Origin of the sequence: Streptomyces sp. NPDC060028 (assembly GCF_042736725.1) — a bacterium.
Classification (GTDB): domain Bacteria; phylum Actinomycetota; class Actinomycetes; order Streptomycetales; family Streptomycetaceae; genus Streptomyces.
This window is the reverse complement of record NZ_JBHWVJ010000034.1, coordinates 15,739-35,990: the sequence shown is the minus strand read 5'-3', so window position 1 is coordinate 35,990 and position 20,252 is coordinate 15,739. Positions and strand designations below refer to the sequence as shown.

The following is a 20,252-nucleotide window of genomic DNA, read 5'->3' as shown; positions in this document are numbered from 1 at the left end:
CTATTCGTCGCCGAGTTCCCTGATAATGCGATTTACCGTGTCTTCTTCATTACTCTCGATGCCCAAGCGCCGACCATTGTGCTCGATTGTTACCGAGGTGTTCCGGCTGCGAGTCTTCCGCCATGTGGCGTATGAAAGTGCGAAGGTAGCAATCTGCCAAAGGTTATCGGTAATGAGCTGAATGGCCGCTACGGTGCCTCCGCTCATCTCACCCGGCTGCGGCTCTTCGAAGTCCCAGGCGATTCTTGTGTGCCTGCGGATTTCAGGGCTCTCCAGCAGCCATTCGCGAAGTGATCGCAACTCTTCTTCGGATCCGTGGCCGATCATGCCGATGCGCATCACGTAACGTCCCCCTCGCCCCTGCATCTAGCGCCTTGGCACAGCCTAGTTGAGGTGTCATCGGGGAAGAGAGCCTTCTCCTCGGTTTCTACGTTGAGCCAAGCAACTCGGGCGGCGGAGCGGCTTTGGCCGGTGTCCTGCCCGGTTTGGGGTCGGGCATGACCAGGGGGCCGTACGCTGGTTGGCAACTCGGGCAGGCTTTGGGCCTGACCGCAATGTGGTCGAGTGGCCCCCTGGTCTTGCCCGACGCGGGACCCGAACCGGGGAGGTGGGTAAAGCCGTGGAGCCGACCGCCCCAGCCACAGCGGGTTTCTCCCACCATCTACCCGAGCCGTAGGCGTGCGGCCGGCGGCCGGGCTGGAGCGGGGCGCAGACAGGAGCGCAGGTCCGGGCGACGGGCGCGCGACGCCGCCTTGGCGGCGGAAGCGCCCTTGATGAAGTAGGGAAACTCTTACCGCATGGCTTCGGGATCAGAGCGCGATCGGGCGGTAGGCCAAGGCTCGTTCGACGACCTGCTCGGCGGAAGGGTGCTGTCCGGGGCCCGGGTAGAAGATGTAGTCGCTGACGTGCGGACACCGTAGGCCCAGTTCCAGGGCTTCGATGATCGTGCTGCCCTCGCCCTCGGTCGCTGTGTCGCCATCCATGAGTTGCTGGACCAGGCGCACAGCGTCCTCGTGGGTCATGACGTGACGAGCTGGCGGCCGTCGTGGCTGCGGACGTGGGGGCCTGCGTCGTCGAGGGCGTCTAGGAGGCGGATCGCGTAGACCTCGGACATCTGAGCAGTGACCTCTTCTGGGGTGAGCCAGGCGACCGCGGTCGATTCCTCCGAGGTGCGCTCGGTGCCGCCTGACGGCTTGCAGCGGAAGACCATGGCGACGATGCCTCGGGCGGTGTTCTTGTAGACCCCGGTCAGGTCGTTGACCTCGACCTCGATGCCTGTTTCCTCGAGGACCTCGCGGCGGACGCCGGCCTCCGGGGACTCGGTGAGTTCGAGTACTCCGCCCGGCAGTTCCCAAGTCCCGTTGTCCGCGCGACGGATCGCCAGGAGGCGGCCGTCCTCGCGCAGCACTGCCCCGGCTACGGACACGGAGTGCAGTGGCGTTGACTTGGCCTGCGGGGAACCCGTACTCATGTACAGGAGCATAGGAGGAAGAGAAGGACTATGGGAACCGCAGTAGGAGGGGGCCGAGGGGCTGTGCCGCGCTATGTGCAGATCGCTGACGACATCGTCCAGCAGATCCGGGCCGGCGTGCTGAAGGCCGGCGACATGGTGCCGAGTGAGTCGGAGCTCGTGGAGCGCTACGGCGTCGCGGGCGGGACGATCCGCAAGGCCATGGTCGAGGTGCGGGCCAGTGGGCTCGTGGAGACCCGGCACGGCAAGGGCTCGCTGGTGAAGGCTCGGCCGCCCGTGCGGCACCGGTCTTCCGATCGCTTCCGGCGTACGCATCGGCAGGAGGGTCGGGCGGCGTACCTCGCCGAGTCTGCGCAGTCTGGGGCTGAAGCCAAGGTGAGTGTGCTGTTCATCGGGCCAATGGAGGCGCCGGAGGAGATTGCGTCGCGGCTCGGGGTCACCGCGGGGACTCAGGTGCTGGCCCGGCGTCGGCTGTACTTCCGGAACGGGACGCCTGTGGAGACGGCTACCTCGTACCTGCCGTGGGACGTCGTGAAGGACATCCCGGAGTTGTTCGCCGAGAATCCGGGGCCCGGCGGCATCTACGCGCGACTCGAGGATCACGGGCACGTCTTCGCCGAGTACGTCGAGACGCTCCAGGCCCGGCCGGCCGCCAAGGCTGAGGCGACCGAGCTGTCGCTGACCCCTGGCGCCCCGGTGGTGCACCTGCTCCGGGACGCGGTCACGGAGGAAGGTCGCGTCGTCGAGGTCTGCGACACCCTCATGGCCGCTGATCAGTTCGTCTTCGAGTACCGGATCCCGGCGCGCGACTGACGCTCGCTCAACTGCCCACAGCCCGCTGCGAGTTTCTCTTCGTAGCGGGTTGACTCATGTACAGGAGTCAGGCACTCTTCTTCATGTCACTCCTATACATGAGTGACGGAGTTCAGCATCTATAGAGGAGTGTTCTGCTGTGCGTCAGATTCCCGTAGACAGCTCAGCCGCCCTGGTGATGGTGGCCCAGCCCCCGGCCGTGAAGATCAAGGACCGTCGGACCGGTGAGATCGCCACGGACCCCGAGACCGGGTCCCAGATGATGACCGTGGACGTGCTGTTCGCCGCGTACGGCGAGGCCGAGGTCCTCTCGGTGGTCGTACCGGCGCCCGGAATCTCGGGTGAGCTGGTCATGGGCACCCCGGTCGCGCTGACCGGCCTCGTAGCCCGCCCCTGGGAGAACGAGTTCAACGGCCAGAAGCGCCACGGCATCAGCTTCCGCGCCGTCGCCGTCACCTCGCTCGCCGCAAAGGCGGGCTGAGCGTGAACGCCTTATGGGTCACGCTGCTGGTGGTCCTCGCCCTCGCGCTCGTACTGCGCTGGCAGCGGCCCACCTGGTACTGGATGACCTTCGGGGTCACCTTCGCGACCATCCGCGTCTTGATCCGCTACCGCTCGGTGATGGACGCCTGCGGGCTGACCGTCCCGCCCTCCCGCTGGCGACTGGCCCTCGCCCGGGTCGCCAACCGCCCCGTTCCTGAAGCCCGTTCGCCGCGCATCCTGCGGCTTCGCCCCACCTTGACCGGACTGGTCCTACGGCTGAAACTCCGGCCCGGACAGGACGCGTTCGACTTCTCCGCCTCGTCCGATCGGCTTCGGCACTCCTTCGCCCTCCACAACGTCGTCTCGCGCGAGATTCGCTCCGGCGTCGTCGAGCTGCGGATGACCGGGTACGACGTACTCAAGCGGGTGCGCATGCCGGCGGCCATGCCCGGTGAACCGCTCCGGGTTCCGGTGGCCCTGCGGGAAGACGGGCAGGTCCATCACCGGGACTACCGGCAGGTCCCGCACGCCTTGAACGTCGGCGCGACCAAGTCCGGGAAGTCCGTCTATCAGCGCACGCTCGTCTCGGGGCTCGCGGCGCAGAACGTCGCCCTCGTCGGCATTGACTGCAAGAACGGCGTGGAACTCGCGCCGATGGCACGGCGCTTCACTGCCCTGGCCGACAACCCGGACGATGCGGCGGAGCTGCTGGCCGCGCTCATCCAGTACATGGGCCGCGTCTACGAGGTCATCCGGGCCGAGCAGCGGATCAGCATCGACCTGCCGGATGCGGAGATCACCGCCGATATCTGGGACCTGCCCGCGCACCTTCGACCCGTACCGGTCGTGGTCCTCGTCGATGAGGTCGCGGAGCTCGCCCTCGCGGCGGGCAAGGCCGAAGAGGCCCGGCGGGACCAGATCGTCACCGACCTCGTACGCCTCGCCCAGCTCGGCCGCGCCGCCGGCATCCATCTGGAGATCTGCGGCCAGCGCTTCGGTTCCGAGCTCGGCAAGGGCATCACCATGCTCCGCGCCCAGCTCACCGGCCGTACCGCCCACCGCGTCAACGACGAGACCTCGGCGAACATGGCCTTCGGGGACATCTCCCCGGACGCTGTCCTCGCCGCCGTCCAGATCGACAAGGACCGTCCCGGTACCGCCGTGGTCGGTGACTCCTCCGGCGGCTGGTCCCGTATCCGAGCCCCGCACACCACGCTCCGCCAGGCCGTCAACACCTGCAACGCCCAGGCGCACCGCACTCCGAGCATCCCCGAGCTGGAGCCCTTCCGGCCCGCGCTCCCGGTACGCGTCCTCGTCGGCAAGGTCCAGCCGAAGACCGCCTCGGCACCTGCCTTCTGATCACTCGCCCCACCCGGTCGGCGCGGCCTCTCGCGCCAAGTCCCTACCCCACCCATGCCCGAAACGAGGTGAAGACCATGACCCGCCTGGTCCGCCCGGACGCCGTCCTCGTCCAGGCCGTCATCGCCGGAGCCCTCTCCTTCGCCCACCTCCACGACCTCGCGGAAGCCGCCGGCCAGGACGGCTGGAAGGCCTGGGCCTACCCGGTCAGCGTGGACCTGCTCCTCGTCGCCGCCTGGCACCGCCTCCGCTCCCTCCGGGATGCGGGGGAGCCCTCGCGGTCGGCCTGGTCCTGGTTCGCCGTCGCCCTGGCGGCCTCGCTCGGCGCGAACGTCGCGACCGCCGGACTCCTCGACCTCCGCGACGTCCCGGACTGGCTCCGCATCCTCGTCGCCGGATGGCCTGCACTCGCCTTCCTCGGCGGCACGCTCCTGGTCCACCGACAGCGGCCTACGTCGCCCAGTGCGCCGGAACCCGGCCCCGACCCGGCGCCCATGCCGGTGGTCGAGCGGGAGACAGAACCCGGCGTACAGACCGACACGCCTCCCGACCTGCCCGCCCTCGCGCCGGCGGTCACCGCTCCGCCCGCCCTCGTCGCCCACGCCCGGAAGATCGCCGCCGACCACCGCACCCGTACCGGCTCGGACATCGACGCCGAGACCCTGCGCGCCCGCCTCGGCGTCCCGTCCCCGATGGCCGAAGCCATCGCCGCCCAGCTCGCCTGAGGAGATCCCATGCCCGCCCGGATCAACTTCCGCTCGCTCATGAAGATCGGCCCCGTCCAGATAGGCACCTACCGCGACCGCCGCGGCCGCAACAAGGACACCGCCGTCTGCACCACCGACGGCTGCGGCTGGTCCGCGGACTACAGCTCCTCGACCGCCGCCCAGCTCGCCGCCCGCTCCCACCGCTGCCGCGTCAGCTGACCCCGGAAGGACAACCGCCATGGACGTCCCGCTTTGGTTCGCCCTGCTGGTCGTCGGTGTCCTCGGCTACAAGCTCGTCCGCCCGCCGCTCTGGCTCGTCGCTGTGATCCTCGTCGGCGGCTTCCTCCTGGCGGACAGCTTCCTCGCCCCGGCCATCGACACCGCGATCAACAAGTAACCCGCCCCGGAAGGGCAACGGACATGTTCAAGCCCAAGTACCCCAGCCCCGACACCTACACCCCGGCAACCATCCGACCGACCCCGGTCCCCGCCGAGTACGCGGAGTCCGGCCCGGCCCCCGTCCCGGCGAAGTCCCCGAGCGCCTTCGGCGGCCTGGTCCAGAGCTCGCCCGGTACCGCGCTCGCCCTCGCCGCCGGCGGAGTCGCCGGAGTCCTCGCGCTGGCGTCCGTCGCCGTGTCGCTGCTCCTGGCCGTCGCGGTCACCGCCGTCGCCCTGTCCGTCAGCGCCGTCGTCCTGCTGTTCCTCGTCCGCGCCCTGCGCCAGGAATTCAGGAGCCGTTGACCGGCCCCGGGACGGCCTCAACCGCCAAGTCTCCGCCGTCCCGGCGCCGTGCACCTGCCCGATCCAATGAACCGGAAGGCAGCACCATGATGAACCACAACGCCCGGGGAGAGCTCTGCCCGAACTGCGACGGGCACGCCTCCGTCGCCGTCACCCTCGGCGGCCGGGACCGCTCCGGCCACCTCCGTACGATCACCGCCCACTGCCCGGCCTGCCACGGCATCGGCAAGCCCTTCGTCCGCCGTGTCGTCGTCGCTTCGGCCGGCAGGTGACCGCAGTGCTGACGGATACCGACCTGACCAACCCGCTCGCCGCGCAGTCCGCAGTGCTCGCGGCCCTCGCCCAGCTGGCCGAACTCCACCCCGACCTGCCCGGCGCCTACATCACCACCAGCCAGATCACACCCACGGAGGCACACGTCCTCCTCGACGGCCCGGCCGACCTGGAAGCCTGGCGCCTGGCCACCCACACCGACGCTCTCGATGTGGAGCTCGCCAGCTCCGAGGGGGACCGGCGGCTTCTCTTCACCACGCCGCTCGGCCGGATCACCCTCAAGATCTATGCGTACATCACCCCTGCCCCGGCGGCGGTGACGGAGTGACCAACACCGCGACCTCCGCGGACCTGGACCCGGCCATCCTCGGCGAGATGCTGAAGGTGGCCGGGGCCCCCGGGTACGCACGCTGGGAGGACCAGATCCGCCGCACCGGCGGCTGCTCCGACCCGATCCACATCACCGGCTGGACCGTCGCCAAGGACAAGACCTCCGGCGAGATCCTGCACCGCTACTCCACCGCGGACGAGCCCGGTGCCCGCCTCCGCATCGCCTGTGGGAACCGCCGCGCCTCCCGCTGCCCCGCATGCGCCTGGACGTACGCAGGAGACACCTACCACCTCATCCGGGCCGGACTGGCAGGCGACGACCGCCGCGACATCCCCGCCACCGTCCGCGCACACCCCCGGGTCTTCGCCACCCTTACCGCCCCGTCCTTCGGCCCGGTCCACAACCGCCCCGCCGGCCGTCCCTGCCGCTGCGGCAAGCACCACCTGGAGGACGCGCCCGAACTCGGCACCGCCTTCGACCCGAACACCTACGACTACGCCGCAGCCGTCCTCTTCAACAACCACGCTGGACAGCTCTGGCAGCGCTTCACGACCCGCCTGCGCCGCGAGATCGCCGCCTCCGCCGGCCTGACCCAACGCGAACTGACGGAGGAAGCCCGGATCTCCTACGGCAAGGTCGCCGAGTTCCAGAAGCGCGGCGCCATCCACTTCCACGCCGTCATCCGCATCGACGGACCGGCCGGCCCCTCCAGCCCGCCGCCGTACTGGGCCAGCACGGAACTCCTCGAACGATCGATCCGCTCCGCCGTAGCCCACTCCTACACGTCGGTAGGGGTCCCTCCCGCCGAGGACCAGCCCGCCCGCACCCTCCGCTGGGGCACGCAGCTCGACGTACGCCCCATCAAGGCCTTCGGGGACGGCTCCGACATCACCGAACAGGCCGTCGCCTCGTACGTCGCGAAGTATGCGACCAAGGCAGCCGAATCCACCGGAGTCACCGACACGGCCGTGCACTGCCGCAAGTGCCGGGGGACCGGCCTCTCCGACCGCTACAACCGCCCCGGCTCCGCACTGAGCCGCTGCTCCCGCTGCCACGGAACCGGCCTCGGCGAGGACCTCGCCCGGTTGCCCGTGTCCGAACACGCCCGCCGCCTCATGGAGGCCTGCGCCGCCCTGCACCCCCTCTATCCGGACCGCGCGCTCACCCGCTGGGCCCACATGCTCGGCTTCCGCGGTCACTTCTCCACCAAGTCCCGCCAGTACTCCACCACCCTCGGCGCCCTCCGCCAGACCCGCGCCGACTACCGCGCCGCCCAGGAACGCGAAGCACGCGGCCTCGACGACTTCGAGCCGGACACCGTGCTCGTCCTCGCCTCCTGGGAGTACGCCGGGCACGGACACAGCCCGGGGGAGTCCGTCCTCGCCGCGACCATCGCGCGCGATATCCAGCTGAACCGCCAGACCGCCCGCGAAGCCCTGCAAGGAGAGCCGCATGAATGAGCGCTACCTCAGCGTCGTCCAGGTCGCCGAACTGCTCGGCACCACGGTGAGGTTCCCCCGGCGCCTCGTCGAGGAGCGGCGGATCACCTATGTGAAGGTCGGGCGACACGTGCGCATCCCGGAGAGTGCCGTCCACGCCTACATCAGCGCGCACACCGTCGAGCCGCGTCGCCGCCGTCTGGGGGTGGCTGCCTGATGGCCGGAAAGCGCCGACCTTTCGGCAGGGTCCGCAAGCTGCCCTCCGGCCGGTATCAGGCCCGGTACCTCGGACCGGACGGACAGCTCCGCCCCGCGCCCGAGACCTTCCGTACCAAGAAGGACGCGGACGACTGGCTCGCCGACAAGCAGACCGAGATGCGGCGGGGGGACTGGCGCGATCCCGACGCCGGGAAGGTCGCCTTCGGTCCGTTCGCCGTTGCCTGGGTCAAAGAGCGCGAGCTGACCAGCACCACGCGGCAGCTTTACTCCTCGCTCCTCAAGCACCACCTGGAGCCGGTTTTTGGCACCGTCAACCTGGCGGAGATCTCGCCGCCCCTCGTACGGCGCTGGCGGGCCGACAAGCTCACCGCCGGCACCGGGCCCACCACCGTGGCCAAGGCCTACGCCCTGCTCCGCGCCATCCTGGGTACGGCCGTGTCCGACGAGCTGATCCGGCGGAATCCCTGCCAGGTCAAGGGCGCCAGCTCCGTACACACACCGGAACGTCCGATCGCCACGGTCAAAGAGGTCTACGCGCTGGCCGAGGCGATTCAGCCGCGCTATCGAACTCTCGTGCTCATGGCCGGGTTTCTCGGGCTGCGCTGGGGCGAGCTGATCGGCCTCCAGCGGCGGGATGTGGACCTTGAGCAGAGGACCGTGCGTGTTCGGCGGTCCGTCGCCGAGCTGAGCAACGGACAGCGGGAGATCAAAGCGCCCAAGAGTGCCGCGGGCAAGAGGACCGTCTCCATTCCTGGCGTGATCCTCGCGGACATCCACGAACACCTGAAGCGGCATGCCGAGGCCGGCGCCGATGGGCGTGTCTTCGTCGGGGCCAAGGGGGCGACTCCGCGCCGGAATCACTTCAACCGGCTGTGGCACAAGGCGTGTCGGGAGGCGGGAATCAAGGGACTGCACTTCCATGATCTGCGGCACACGGGCAATACGCTGGCCGCGTCAACGGGTGCCAGCACACGGGAGTTGATGACGCGCATGGGCCACAGCACCGCTCGCGCCGCGCTCATCTACCAACACGCCAGCGCCGACCGGGACCGGCTGATCGCGGACGCGCTGAGCGGGCTCGTGAAGAAGGGGCGCAAGGCACCCAAGGGCACGAAGGAAGATCCACAGCGGAAGGGGCACGCAGGGGGCACGGAGAGCTGATCGAAGCCCCTGGGAACGACTGAGGGCCAGGCGGAGGAAACGTCCTCTGACCTGGCCCTTCAGTACTTTTGAGCGGGTGACGGGAATCGAACCCGCGTAGCTAGTTTGGAAGACTAGTGCTCTACCATTGAGCTACACCCGCAATGCGCGCGCCGCCAGGTCCGAGGACCGCGGCACGGACAGCATCCTAGCGGGTCGGGGCGGGGGATCGCACACCGCATTTGCGGGTCTTCGCATGGCCCGCGTGAGACGTTCCCGGAAACCGGGGGCGTCGGAGCGTCTCCGGGCATGTACCCTACGTGTCGCACCGACGGGGTGTGGCGCAGCTTGGTAGCGCGTCCGCTTTGGGAGCGGAAGGTCGTCGGTTCGAATCCGGCCACCCCGACCACCACCACCGCTCACGATGATCGCGTTGTGGGCTGATTGCCGCTAGCGGTTACTATGCAAGCTGCGTGCCCGTGTGTCTGATGTACCGGGCCGAAGTCCGCCGGACCGCTGGATCTCAGCGTGACGGCAGAATCCCCAGCAGTCAGCCACAAGGAGACCGAACCGTGAAGAGCGCCGTGGAGACCCTGAACCCGACTCGGGTTCGGCTCACTGTTGAGGTGCCCTTCGAGGAGCTCAAGGACAGCCTCGACGCGGCCTACAAGAAGATCAACCAGCAGGTCACGGTGAAGGGCTTCCGCAAGGGCAAGATCCCGGCCCGCGTCATCGACCAGCGCTTCGGCCGCGGTGCGGTGCTGGAGGAGGCCGTCAACGACGCCCTCCCGAAGTTCTACACCGAGGCCGTCAACGAGGCGGACCTGAACCCGCTGGGCCAGCCCGAGGTGGACATCACGGAGCTGAAGGACGGCGAGCTGCTGGCCTTCACCGCCGAGGTCGACATCCGCCCCGAGATCGAGATCCCGGACTACTCCGGCATCGAGGTCGAGGTCGACGCCATCGAGGTCTCCGACGAGGACGTCGAGAAGTCGGTCGAGCAGCTGCGCGCCCGCTTCGCGTCCACCAAGGACGTCGAGCGCGCCGCCGAAGAGGGCGACGTCGTGACGATCGACCTCGAGGCCAAGGTCGACGGCGAGGTGCTGGAGGACGGTGTCGCCACCGACGTCTCCTACACCATCGGCTCGGGCGAGCTCCTCGAGGGCATCGACGAGGCCGTCAAGGGCCTGGAGGCCGGTGGCGAGGCCACCTTCACCTCCCAGCTGAAGGGCGGCTCCGCCGAGGGCAAGGACTCCGAGGTCACCGTCAAGGTCACCAAGGTCTCCGCCCGCGAGCTGCCGGAGCTGGACGACGAGTTCGCGCAGATGGCGAGCGAGTTCGACACCATCGAGGCCCTCAAGGCGGACAGCCGCACGCGCCTCGAGAACATGAAGCAGTACGACCAGGCCACGCAGGCCCAGGAGCGCGTCCTGGAGAAGCTGCTGGAGCTCGTCGAGGTCCCGATCCCCGAGAAGCTCCTCGCGGACGAGGTCCAGACCCGTACGCACAACCTCGAGCACCACCAGCTGGGCCAGATGGGCCTCGACATCGACAAGTACCTCGAGATCCAGGGCAAGACCCGCGAGGAGTTCGACGCCGAGACCTCCGAGCAGGCCGTCAAGGGCATCAAGACGCAGTTCGTCCTCGACGCGCTGGTCAACAAGGAGAAGCTGGGCGTCAACCAGGAGGAGCTCACCGAGCACCTCATGCGCCGCGCCGCCTCCTCCGGCATGTCCCCCGACCAGTTCGCCCAGGCCGTCGTCGAGGGTGGCCAGGTTCCGATGCTCGTCGGCGAGGTCGCCCGCGGCAAGGCCCTCGCGGTCGTCGTCGAGGCCTCCAAGGTCGTCGACACCAACGGTGAGGTCGTCGACCTCTCCGACGACGAGGACGAGGCCGAGCAGGCCGCCGAGACCGTCGAGAACACCGTCGACGGTGACGACGAGACCGCGGCCGACGAGGCCAAGTAACACCCCGGTCACGCCCTGCGCGAGACCCGCTGAGCAGTGCCCGAAGGGCCCGGACACAGTCGTGTCCGGGCCCTTCGGCACACCTCTGGAGGGGCCCCGGGACCTTGCGCTCCGAGCGAACAGTTCGGGAAGCGGGATGGCGTTGTCCGACCTGCGCGTTAGGGTCCATGAATACGAGGGCACGGGAGTACCCGAAGCCGGTGGACATCGTCCGCACGGCTGGTCCGCGCCCCAGAACGAGACGCTGAGACGGCATGTGGCCGTCGGAGACGAGCAGGTGGATACGTGACGAATCTGAAGCCTTACGCCGCGGGTGAGCCGTCCATCGGTGGCGGCCTCGGCGACCATGTCTACAACCGGCTGCTCGGCGAGCGCATCATCTTCCTCGGCCAGCAGGTCGACGACGACATCGCCAACAAGATCACCGCACAGCTCCTCCTCCTGGCCGCCGAGCCGGAGAAGGACATCTACCTGTACATCAACAGCCCCGGTGGCTCGGTGACGGCCGGCATGGCGGTCTACGACACCATGCAGTACATCCCGAACGACGTCGTCACCATCGGCATGGGAATGGCGGCCTCGATGGGCCAGTTCCTGCTGACCGGCGGCGCCAAGGGCAAGCGCTTCGCCCTGCCGAACACCGACATCCTGATGCACCAGGGCTCCGCCGGCATCGGTGGCACCGCGTCGGACATCAAGATCCAGGCCCAGTACCTGCTGCGCACCAAGCAGCGCATGGCCGAGATCACCGCGTTCCACTCGGGCCAGACCGTCGAGGCGATCATCCGCGACGGCGACCGCGACCGCTGGTTCACCTCCGAGGAAGCCAAGGACTACGGCCTCATCGACGAGATCATCTCGGCCGCGTCGAACGTTCCGGGCGGCGGCGGCACCGGGGCCTGATCCCGGCGCACACCGTCAGTACCCAGCAGCCGACAGCCCGCAGAACGCCACCAGGATGGTGAACACCCAGATGTACATGAACAACCTCTCTCCCGCGAGCGGCCTCCACACCGGCGCTCAGGTGGACAACCGCTACGTCATCCCGCGCTTCGTCGAGCGCACCTCGCAGGGCGTGCGCGAGTACGACCCGTACGCGAAGCTCTTCGAGGAGCGCGTGATCTTCCTCGGCGTGCAGATCGACGACGCGTCCGCCAACGACGTCATGGCGCAGCTGCTGTGCCTGGAGTCGATGGACCCCGACCGCGACATCTCGATCTACATCAACAGCCCCGGCGGCTCCTTCACCGCGCTGACCGCGATCTACGACACGATGCAGTTCGTGAAGCCGGACATCCAGACGGTCTGCATGGGCCAGGCGGCCTCCGCCGCCGCGGTCCTGCTCGCCGCCGGCACCCCCGGCAAGCGCATGGCCCTGCCGAACGCCCGAGTGCTGATCCACCAGCCCTCCGGCGGCACCGGCCGTGAGCAGCTCTCCGACCTGGAGATCGCGGCCAATGAGATCCTGCGCATGCGCGACCAGCTGGAGTCCATGCTGGCCAAGCACTCGACGACCCCGCTGGAGAAGATCCGCGAGGACATCGAGCGCGACAAGATCCTCACGGCCGAGGACGCTCTGGCCTACGGCCTGATCGACCAGATCATCTCCACCCGCAAGAGCTCGGCCTGATCCTTGCCGCCAGTTGGCGTGGGCACGCTGCCGCATTCGGCGATGTGAACCACGTCAAGGGGGCCCCGCACGGGGCCCCCGGCAAGGTACCGTCGGATATGAGGCACCAGGAGCGCTGAACCAGGCGTCTCCCAGGCGAAGGGGAAGCACCTCGTGGCACGCATCGGTGACGGCGGCGACCTGCTCAAGTGCTCGTTCTGCGGAAAGAGCCAGAAGCAGGTGAAGAAGCTCATCGCAGGACCCGGTGTGTACATCTGCGACGAGTGCATCGACCTCTGCAACGAGATCATCGAAGAGGAACTCGCGGAGACTTCCGAGGTCCGGTGGGAGGAACTTCCCAAGCCCCGTGAGATCTACGAGTTCCTGGAGAGCTACGTCGTCGGCCAGGAGCCGGCGAAGAAGGCGCTCTCGGTAGCGGTGTACAACCACTACAAGCGGGTCCAGGCCGGCGAGAACGGCGGCGCGCAGGGCCGTGACGACGCGATCGAGCTCGCGAAGTCCAACATCCTGCTGCTGGGCCCCACGGGCTCGGGCAAGACCCTGCTGGCCCAGACGCTCGCGCGCATGCTCAACGTCCCGTTCGCCATCGCCGACGCGACGGCGCTGACGGAGGCCGGGTATGTCGGCGAGGACGTCGAGAACATCCTGCTCAAGCTGATCCAGGCGGCCGACTACGACGTCAAGAAGGCCGAGACCGGGATCATCTACATCGACGAGATCGACAAGGTCGCCCGCAAGAGCGAGAACCCGTCGATCACCCGCGATGTGAGCGGCGAGGGCGTTCAGCAGGCCCTCCTGAAAATCCTGGAGGGCACGACCGCCTCCGTCCCGCCGCAGGGCGGACGCAAGCACCCGCACCAGGAGTTCATCCAGATCGACACGACGAACGTGCTCTTCATCGTGGGCGGCGCCTTCGCCGGCCTGGAGAAGATCATCGAGTCGCGTGCGGGCGCCAAGGGCATCGGCTTCGGGGCGACGATCCGCTCGAAGCGCGAGATCGAGGCCAGCGACCAGTTCCACGAGGTCATGCCGGAGGACCTGGTGAAGTTCGGGATGATCCCCGAGTTCATCGGCCGCCTCCCCGTGCTGACCTCCGTGCACAACCTGGACCGCGAGGCCCTGCTCCAGATCCTGATCGAGCCGCGCAACGCGCTGGTCAAGCAGTACCAGCGGCTCTTCGAACTCGACGGCGTGGAGCTGGACTTCGAGCGCGGGGCCCTCGAAGCCATCGCCGACCAGGCGATCCTGCGCCAGACCGGCGCGCGCGGCCTGCGCGCCATCATGGAAGAGGTCCTGATGTCGGTGATGTACGAGGTCCCGTCCCGCAAGGACGTGGCCCGCGTGGTCATCACCGCGGACGTGGTCCGCTCCAACGTCAACCCGACGCTGGTGCCCCGGATCGTCCCGAAGGACCAGGGCCCGCACGAGAAGTCGGCGTAGCCGGCGAGGTTGTACGCGAAGGGGGCGCTCCCGGTCGGGAGCGCCCCCTTCGCGTGGTACCGGATCCGATCAGGCCTTGGTACGCGAGGTGTTGTACACCTTCGCCGCCAGCGCGGCGATGTCTTCGAGCGTGCCGCTGCTGCCGCCGATGAGGGTCGCGGCCGGGTCGACGGCGTTGATCCCGACCAGGGTCGAGTGGTCGCCCCAGGCGCAGGACGGGATCGTGATGTCCTTCGGTGCCTTGCTCGTGCTGGGCTTGGTGCTGCTCATCTTGATGTTGGCGCACTTCATCACGGCGCCCTTGAAGCCGGACGGGGTGAACTCCTTGGGGGAGCCGATCACCTCGTACTTGAGGCCCATGGCCTCGGTTTCCTTGTTCTTGCCGATGTTGGCGTAGTAGGTGTCGACCGCCTTCTCCGGGTCGGCGATGTCACCCCACAGGCCGTTGGCATTGAACTGCTTGCTCTTGTTGTCCGGGCCGACCTGGTACTGGGCGGACGAGTTGTGCGCGTTCTGGACGCCGAGCGCGTCGGTCTTGGCCTTCTGCTCCCCGGTGACCGGGGCGCCGTCCGTGGACTCGGTGCCGGCGGCCGGCGGCTGCTTGTGGTAGCTGTCGACCGCGGCGGGGAAGGCCAGCTTGTAGCCCTTGGTGTCGGCGCCCACCGCACCGCCCTTGAGGAAGTACCAGCCGCCGCCCGCGATCACCGCGACCGCGACGACCACCGCGATGACGACGCCCGCCTTCGACTTCTTCGGCTGCTGCGGGGGCATGCCGCCGTACGGGGGCTGCTGCGGGTAGCCGTAACCGGGCTGCGGCTGCTGGGGGTACCCCTGCGGCGGGACGCCCGGCTGCTGCTGCGGGTATCCGTATCCGGGCTGGGGCGCGGGCTGCCCGTACGGCCCCGGCGGCGGGGGCTGGTGCCCGTACGGTCCCGGCTGCTGAGGCTGTTGCCCGTACGGTCCCGGCTGGTTGTAACTCATCCCGCGTCCCCCTGTGAGGTTGCTTATCCGTTCCTCACATCCTGGCGGACGTCACGGCCGGCTACGGCGCCGGGCCCCCTGATTACCGGTTTCATGACTGGACTGTTACGGCCCTAAACTGTGCCTCGTGACCGAGAACACGCAGACACCCAGCAGCCCCAACTCCGAACTGCCGACCCAGTACGCGCCGGCCGAGGTAGAGGGGAAGCTCTACGAGCGCTGGGTAGAGCGTGGATACTTCACGGCCGACCCCGCGAGCGAGAAGCCCGCGTACACCATCGTCATCCCGCCGCCGAACGTCACCGGCTCCCTGCACCTGGGGCACGCCTTCCAGCACACGCTCATGGACGCCCTGACCCGCCGCAAGCGGATGCAGGGGTACGAGTCGCTGTGGCTGCCCGGCATGGACCACGCCGGCATCGCCACCCAGAACAAGGTCGAGCAGCAGCTCGCCGAGGAGGGCAAGTCCCGCCACGACCTGGGCCGCGAGGAGTTCGTCGAGCGGGTCTGGCAGTGGAAGGAAGAGTACGGCGGCAAGATCCTCGGCCAGATGAGGCGGCTGGGCGACGGTGTGGACTGGTCGCGCGAGCGGTTCACCATGGACGAGGGCCTCTCCAAGGCCGTCCAGACGATCTTCAAGAAGCTCTTCGACGACGGGCTGATCTACCGCGCCGAGCGCATCATCAACTGGTGCCCCCGCTGTCTGACGGCCATCTCCGACATCGAGGTGGAGTACCAGGAGGACGCGGGCGAGCTCGTCTCCATCAAGTACGGGGAGGGCGAGGACACGCTCGTCGTCGCCACCACCCGCGCCGAGACGATGCTCGGTGACACGGCCATCGCCGTCCACCCGGACGACGAGCGCTACAAGCACCTGGTCGGCAAGCTCATCAAGCTGCCGCTCACCGACCGCTCGATCCCGGTCGTCGCGGACACGCACGTCGACCCCGAGTTCGGCACCGGCTGCGTCAAGGTCACCCCGGCGCACGACCCGAACGACTTCGCCATCGGGCAGCGCCACAACCTGCCCAACATGACGATCATGGACGAGCACGGCGTCATCACCGTCCACGGGCCCTTCCTCGGCCTGGACCGCTACGAGGCGCGTTCCGCGGTCGTCGGCGCGCTGCGCGAGCAGGGCCGCATCGTGGCGGAGAAGCGCCCGTACCTGCACTCCGTCGGGCACTGCTCGCGCTGCCGCACCACCGTCGAGCCGCGGCTGTCCCTCCAGTGGTGGGTCAAGGTCGAGACCCTGGCCACGGCCGCGGGCGACGCGGTCCGTGACGGCCGGGTCGCGATCCACCCCGAGGAGATGTCGAAGCGCTACTTCGACTGGGTCGACAACCTCAACGACTGGTGCATCTCGCGCCAGCTGTGGTGGGGCCACCGGATCCCGGTCTGGTACGGCCCGGACGGCGAGGTCGTCTGCGTCGGACCCGACGACGAGGCGCCGACGGGTGAGGGCTGGGTCCAGGACACCGACGTCCTCGACACCTGGTTCTCGTCCGGCCTGTGGCCGTTCTCGACGCTCGGCTGGCCGGAGAAGACCCCGGACCTGGAGAAGTTCTACTCCACCGACGTCCTGGTCACCGGCCACGACATCATCTTCTTCTGGGTCGCCCGGATGATGATGTTCGGCCTGTACGCCATGGACGGCGAGCCGCCGTTCAAGACGATCGCGCTGACCGGCCTGGTCCGTGACGAGCGCGGCAAGAAGATGTCGAAGTCCTTCGGCAACGTCGTCGACCCGCTGGACTGGATGGACAAGTACGGCTCCGACGCCGTCCGCTTCACCCTGGCCAAGGGCGCCAACCCCGGCACCGACGTGCCGATCGGCGAGGACTGGGTCCAGGCCTCCAGCAAGTTCGCCAACAAGATCTGGAACGCCACGCGCTTCGCGCTGATGAACGGCGCGACGATCGAGGGCGACCTGCCGCCGGTCGAGCAGATGTCGGCGACCGACCGCTGGATCCTGTCCCGGCTGAACAAGACCGTCGCGCAGGTGGACGGGTACTACGACGACTTCCAGTTCTCCAAGCTCAGCGAGGCGCTGTACCACTTCGCGTGGGACGAGGTCTTCGACTGGTACGTCGAGCTGTCGAAGACGACCTTCTTCGCGGGCGGCGAGCAGGCCAAGGTCTCCGGCCGCGTGCTGGGCGAGGTCGTCGACGTCATGCTGCGGCTGCTGCACCCGGTGGTCCCCTTCGTCACCGAGACGCTGTGGACCACGCTGACCGGGCGCGAGTCCCTCGTGATCGCCGAGTGGCCGAAGGACAGCGGCTTCCGCGACGACGCCGCCGAGGCCGAGATCGGGAGCGTCCAGTCGGTCGTCACCGAGGTCCGCCGCTTCCGCAAGGAGCAGGGCCTCCAGGACGGCCAGAAGGTCCCGGCCCGCCTGGACCTGGCCGGTACGCCGCTGGCCGCGCACGAGGCGGCCATCCGCCAGCTGCTGCGCCTGCAGCCGGAGGGCGATGCCTTCAGCGCCACCGCCACCCTTCCGGTCGCCGGCGCGACGGTGGCGCTCGACCTGTCGGGCACCATCGACGTGGCCGCCGAGCGGGCGCGCCTCACCAAGGACCTCGGCGCCGCCGAGAAGGAGAAGCAGCAGGCCGAGGCGAAGCTCGGGAACGAGGCGTTCATCGCCAAGGCCCCCGACAATGTCGTGGACAAGATCAAGGGCCGTCTGGCCAAGGCCGAGGCCGACATCGCGCGGCTGCGGGCCCAGCTGGACGCGCTGCCGGCCGCGTAGCCGCTGCCGGCCGCGTAGCCGCCGCAGGACGAGAGAAGGCCCCCACACCGTCGGTCGATGTGGGGGCCTTCCCCGTATGTCTTCCCCGCCCGGGGGTCGCCGTCACAACAGCCGGGTGCCGAACTGTCCGATGATCAGCCCGGCGGCCACCGCGTAACAGGGCCAGGACCTCCGGCCTGTCCGAAGTGCCCTATATCACTCGTTATCTGGCCCCTGTGGATCTGATTCGCCGCACGGAGCACGGATGATGGAAGGCATGCAGTCCAAGCCCGGCGCCTCGGCGCTCCACCGGGCCGTCGCCACCGGCCGCCGGCTCACCGACAGCTGGTCCGGGTCGCCCGGGACGCTGGACGCGCTCACGGCGCTGAGCTGCTTCGGCCTGATGGCGCTCGACCTGCCGGGCCTGGCCGCCGCCGACAACTCCCTCAGCGGCCTCGCCGCCGCCCTGGTGCTCGCCGCGGGCTGTTCGACCCTGCTGGTCCGGCGCCGGACGCCGTGGATCTCGTACCTCGCCGCGCTGCTCTTCATCGGCTGGCTCCACGAGCTCACGCTGATCCAGTTCGCCCTCTACTCGGTGGGCCGCTACCGCGGACGCCGGGCCGGGATCCTCGCCACGCTCGGGTACGTGGCCTTCGCGCTGACGGTGTTCAGCGTGCCGGGCTGGCCCGAGCCGCGGGCCGAGACCCTCAGCGCCTTCCTCAGCCTCGTCGTGCCCATCGGGGTGCTCGCCTCGGCCGTGGGCATCGCCGCGTACCGGCACGACCTGGTGCGCGAGCTCGCCGCGCGGCGGGCCGAGTCGGCCGTCTTCCAGGCGGTCGAGCAGGAGCGCACCTCGGTCGCACGCGACGTCCACGATTTCGTCGGCCGGGAGCTGACCCTGCTCACGGTGCGTTCGGAGGTGCTGTCGATGCGGGCGCGCGAGACGGCGTACGCGAAGGACTTCGAGGAGCTCGCCGACACCGCGCGCCGGGCCCACCTGGTGCTGAACGAGATCATCGTGCAGCGCGGGGAGCGGGCCTCGACCCCGGGTGTGGACGGGCTGGCGGCGCTCGCGGAGGAGAGCGGCCGGGCCGGTTCGCCCGTACGGCTTGCCATGGACCAAGACGTGCACGGGCTGTCGCCGCTGCGGCAGGCGGCGGTCTACCGGGTGGTGCAGGAGTGTCTGACCAACGCGGCCAAGCACGCCCGCGGCGAGACCATCGAGGTGGCGATCACGGCGGACGGCCCGCACCTGCGGATCGCCGTGCGCAACGGCCTGGCCGACCGGAACCCGACCCGGGCCCCGGTCTCGGCCGGATCGGGCACCGCCAGCATGTCCGAGCGCGTGCGCAGCCTGGGCGGAAGCCTGACGGCGACGCGCACGCAGGACGCGTACGAGGTCGTGGCGACCCTCCCGCGCGGCTAGACCCTGACCCGCGGCTAGGCCTTGGCCGGGGCCAGCAGGCTGCCCAGGGTGTCCAGGTCCTCCACGCACCTGCCGGAGCCCAGGGCCACGCAGTCCAGCGGGTCGTCCGCCACGAAGACCGGGATGCCGGTCGCGGAGGCCATGCGCAGGTCCAGGCCGGGCAGCAGCGCGCCGCCGCCGGTCAGCGTGATGCCGTGCTCCATCACGTCGCCGGACAGCTCCGGCGGGCACTCCTCCAGGGTGGTGCGCACTGCGGCGATGATCGCCTCGATCGGCTCGTCGAGCGCGGCCCGTACGTCCCTGGCGGTGAGCTGGAGCGTCTTGGGCATGCCCCCGACCTTCTCGCGGCCGCGCACGGTGAAGGAGCGGGTCTCCAGCTCCGGCCGGTCGGGCACCGGCCAGGCCGAGCCGATGCCGACCTTGATGTCCTCGGCGCTGCGCTCGCCGATGAGCAGCGAGTGCTCCTTGCGCACGTAGTCCATGATCGCGGCGTCCAGCCGGTCCCCGCCGACCCGCAGCGACTGCGCGGTGACGATCCCGCCCAGCGAGATGACGGCGACCTCGGAGGTGCCCCCGCCGATGTCGACGACCATCGAACCGCGCGGCTCGGACACCGGCAGTCCGGCGCCGATCGCGGCCGCCATGGGTTCCTCGATCAGGTGCACGGCCTTGGCGCCGGCGCGGGTGGAGGCCTGCACGATGGCCCGCCGCTCGACCGGGGTCACCCCGGACGGTACGCAGATCACCATCCGGGTGCGGGAGCGACGGCCGGGGACCGCCTTGCGGACGAAGTGCCGGATCATCTCCTCGGCGGCCTCGTAGTCGCAGATCACGCCGTCCTTGAGGGGGCGGATCGCGGTGATGGAGCCGGGGGTGCGGCCGATGGTCTCCTTGGCCTCGGCGCCTACGGCCAGGGCCGTGTTCGTGCCCGCCTTGACGGCGACCACGGACGGCTCGTTCAGGACGATGCCGTGCCCCCGCGCGTAGACGAGCGTGTTGGCCGTCCCCAGGTCTATCCCTATGTCGCGGCTGGAAGCTGTCTTGTTGGTGCTGGCCTGCGGCATTTGTTCCCCAATCTCCTGCCCGCAAGGTTTGCATAACGAT

Annotated in this window: 23 protein-coding genes and 2 tRNA genes; 19 read left to right on the top strand and 6 right to left on the bottom strand. The window is 69.1% G+C overall.

What is annotated here, in order from left to right:
- The 3 genes from ACFWBF_RS18880 to ACFWBF_RS18870 all read right to left on the bottom strand — a co-directional run bounded on the left by ACFWBF_RS18880 (position 1) and on the right by ACFWBF_RS18870 (position 1,483).
- Positions 1-339, bottom strand: a complete 339-nt coding sequence (locus ACFWBF_RS18880; protein ID WP_385602859.1) for a hypothetical protein — start codon at positions 337-339, stop codon at positions 1-3.
- Between the two features lie 470 nt (positions 340-809).
- Complete coding sequence (locus ACFWBF_RS18875) at positions 810-983, bottom strand: e9imm peptide (protein WP_385602744.1); 174 nt, start codon at positions 981-983, stop codon at positions 810-812.
- A gap of 35 nt (positions 984-1,018) precedes the next feature.
- The gene (locus ACFWBF_RS18870; protein WP_385602741.1) at positions 1,019-1,483 is read right to left on the bottom strand and encodes an NUDIX hydrolase; all 465 of its coding nucleotides are present in this window, start codon (positions 1,481-1,483) and stop codon (positions 1,019-1,021) included.
- 18 nt (positions 1,484-1,501) lie between these two features.
- Here ACFWBF_RS18870 and ACFWBF_RS18865 point away from each other — a divergent pair, with 18 nt between their 5' ends.
- The 12 genes from ACFWBF_RS18865 to ACFWBF_RS18810 all read left to right on the top strand — a co-directional run bounded on the left by ACFWBF_RS18865 (position 1,502) and on the right by ACFWBF_RS18810 (position 8,997).
- Complete coding sequence (locus tag ACFWBF_RS18865; protein ID WP_385602738.1) at positions 1,502-2,284, top strand: GntR family transcriptional regulator; 783 nt, start codon at positions 1,502-1,504, stop codon at positions 2,282-2,284.
- Between the two features lie 139 nt (positions 2,285-2,423).
- A complete protein-coding gene (locus ACFWBF_RS18860; RefSeq protein WP_385602735.1) occupies positions 2,424-2,765 on the top strand; it encodes a hypothetical protein in 342 nt (113 codons plus the stop codon).
- A gap of 2 nt (positions 2,766-2,767) precedes the next feature.
- The gene (locus ACFWBF_RS18855) at positions 2,768-4,126 is read left to right on the top strand and encodes an FtsK/SpoIIIE domain-containing protein (RefSeq protein ID WP_385602732.1); all 1,359 of its coding nucleotides are present in this window, start codon (positions 2,768-2,770) and stop codon (positions 4,124-4,126) included.
- Positions 4,127-4,203: 77 nt separating this feature from the next.
- A complete protein-coding gene (locus ACFWBF_RS18850) occupies positions 4,204-4,851 on the top strand; it encodes a DUF2637 domain-containing protein (protein ID WP_385602729.1) in 648 nt (215 codons plus the stop codon).
- Positions 4,852-4,860: 9 nt separating this feature from the next.
- Entirely contained in the window at positions 4,861-5,052 is a 192-nt protein-coding gene (locus ACFWBF_RS18845) for a mobile element transfer protein (protein WP_385602726.1), read from the top strand.
- Between the two features lie 19 nt (positions 5,053-5,071).
- Entirely contained in the window at positions 5,072-5,230 is a 159-nt protein-coding gene (locus ACFWBF_RS18840) for a hypothetical protein (protein ID WP_266908904.1), read from the top strand.
- A 23-nt stretch (positions 5,231-5,253) separates the two neighbouring features.
- Complete coding sequence (locus tag ACFWBF_RS18835) at positions 5,254-5,574, top strand: hypothetical protein (protein ID WP_385602722.1); 321 nt, start codon at positions 5,254-5,256, stop codon at positions 5,572-5,574.
- Between the two features lie 86 nt (positions 5,575-5,660).
- Complete coding sequence (locus ACFWBF_RS18830; protein ID WP_385602721.1) at positions 5,661-5,846, top strand: hypothetical protein; 186 nt, start codon at positions 5,661-5,663, stop codon at positions 5,844-5,846.
- Between the two features lie 5 nt (positions 5,847-5,851).
- Positions 5,852-6,175, top strand: a complete 324-nt coding sequence (locus ACFWBF_RS18825) for a hypothetical protein (RefSeq protein WP_385602719.1) — start codon at positions 5,852-5,854, stop codon at positions 6,173-6,175.
- 47 nt (positions 6,176-6,222) lie between these two features.
- Entirely contained in the window at positions 6,223-7,638 is a 1,416-nt protein-coding gene (locus tag ACFWBF_RS18820) for a replication initiator (RefSeq protein ID WP_385602856.1), read from the top strand.
- Positions 7,631-7,834, top strand: a complete 204-nt coding sequence (locus ACFWBF_RS18815) for an excisionase family DNA-binding protein (protein WP_385602716.1) — start codon at positions 7,631-7,633, stop codon at positions 7,832-7,834. Before ACFWBF_RS18820 ends, ACFWBF_RS18815 begins: the two co-directional genes overlap by 8 nt.
- Complete coding sequence (locus ACFWBF_RS18810) at positions 7,834-8,997, top strand: tyrosine-type recombinase/integrase (protein ID WP_385602713.1); 1,164 nt, start codon at positions 7,834-7,836, stop codon at positions 8,995-8,997. Before ACFWBF_RS18815 ends, ACFWBF_RS18810 begins: the two co-directional genes overlap by 1 nt.
- Before the next feature lie 71 nt (positions 8,998-9,068).
- Here the strand turns inward: ACFWBF_RS18810 and ACFWBF_RS18805 are convergent.
- Positions 9,069-9,139 (bottom strand) — tRNA-Gly (locus ACFWBF_RS18805).
- Between the two features lie 169 nt (positions 9,140-9,308).
- Between ACFWBF_RS18805 and ACFWBF_RS18800 the strand changes: the two genes are divergently transcribed.
- The 5 genes from ACFWBF_RS18800 to clpX all read left to right on the top strand — a co-directional run bounded on the left by ACFWBF_RS18800 (position 9,309) and on the right by clpX (position 14,013).
- Positions 9,309-9,385 (top strand) — tRNA-Pro (locus ACFWBF_RS18800).
- 163 nt (positions 9,386-9,548) lie between these two features.
- Positions 9,549-10,943: a trigger factor gene (tig, locus tag ACFWBF_RS18795; RefSeq protein ID WP_385602710.1), complete on the top strand. Its 1,395-nt coding sequence runs from the start codon at positions 9,549-9,551 to the stop codon at positions 10,941-10,943.
- Between the two features lie 285 nt (positions 10,944-11,228).
- A complete protein-coding gene (locus ACFWBF_RS18790) occupies positions 11,229-11,846 on the top strand; it encodes an ATP-dependent Clp protease proteolytic subunit (protein WP_030026957.1) in 618 nt (205 codons plus the stop codon).
- A 55-nt stretch (positions 11,847-11,901) separates the two neighbouring features.
- The gene (locus ACFWBF_RS18785) at positions 11,902-12,573 is read left to right on the top strand and encodes an ATP-dependent Clp protease proteolytic subunit (protein ID WP_384538811.1); all 672 of its coding nucleotides are present in this window, start codon (positions 11,902-11,904) and stop codon (positions 12,571-12,573) included.
- 153 nt (positions 12,574-12,726) lie between these two features.
- Entirely contained in the window at positions 12,727-14,013 is a 1,287-nt protein-coding gene (gene clpX / locus ACFWBF_RS18780) for an ATP-dependent Clp protease ATP-binding subunit ClpX (RefSeq protein WP_385602707.1), read from the top strand.
- Between the two features lie 69 nt (positions 14,014-14,082).
- On the opposite strand, the gene ACFWBF_RS18775 is transcribed toward clpX, so the two are convergent.
- Positions 14,083-14,994 (bottom strand): hypothetical protein, encoded by a 912-nt coding sequence (locus ACFWBF_RS18775; protein WP_385602704.1) that lies wholly within the window; start codon positions 14,992-14,994, stop codon positions 14,083-14,085.
- Between the two features lie 127 nt (positions 14,995-15,121).
- Here ACFWBF_RS18775 and ACFWBF_RS18770 point away from each other — a divergent pair, with 127 nt between their 5' ends.
- Entirely contained in the window at positions 15,122-17,743 is a 2,622-nt protein-coding gene (locus tag ACFWBF_RS18770; protein WP_385602701.1) for a valine--tRNA ligase, read from the top strand.
- A gap of 256 nt (positions 17,744-17,999) precedes the next feature.
- Positions 18,000-19,148, top strand: coding sequence for a sensor histidine kinase (locus ACFWBF_RS18765; RefSeq protein WP_385602698.1), 1,149 nt, complete (start codon positions 18,000-18,002; stop codon positions 19,146-19,148).
- A gap of 14 nt (positions 19,149-19,162) precedes the next feature.
- Here ACFWBF_RS18765 and ACFWBF_RS18760 read toward each other — a convergent pair whose 3' ends face one another.
- Complete coding sequence (locus ACFWBF_RS18760) at positions 19,163-20,212, bottom strand: rod shape-determining protein (RefSeq protein ID WP_385602695.1); 1,050 nt, start codon at positions 20,210-20,212, stop codon at positions 19,163-19,165.
- Positions 20,213-20,252: the final 40 nt, after the last annotated feature.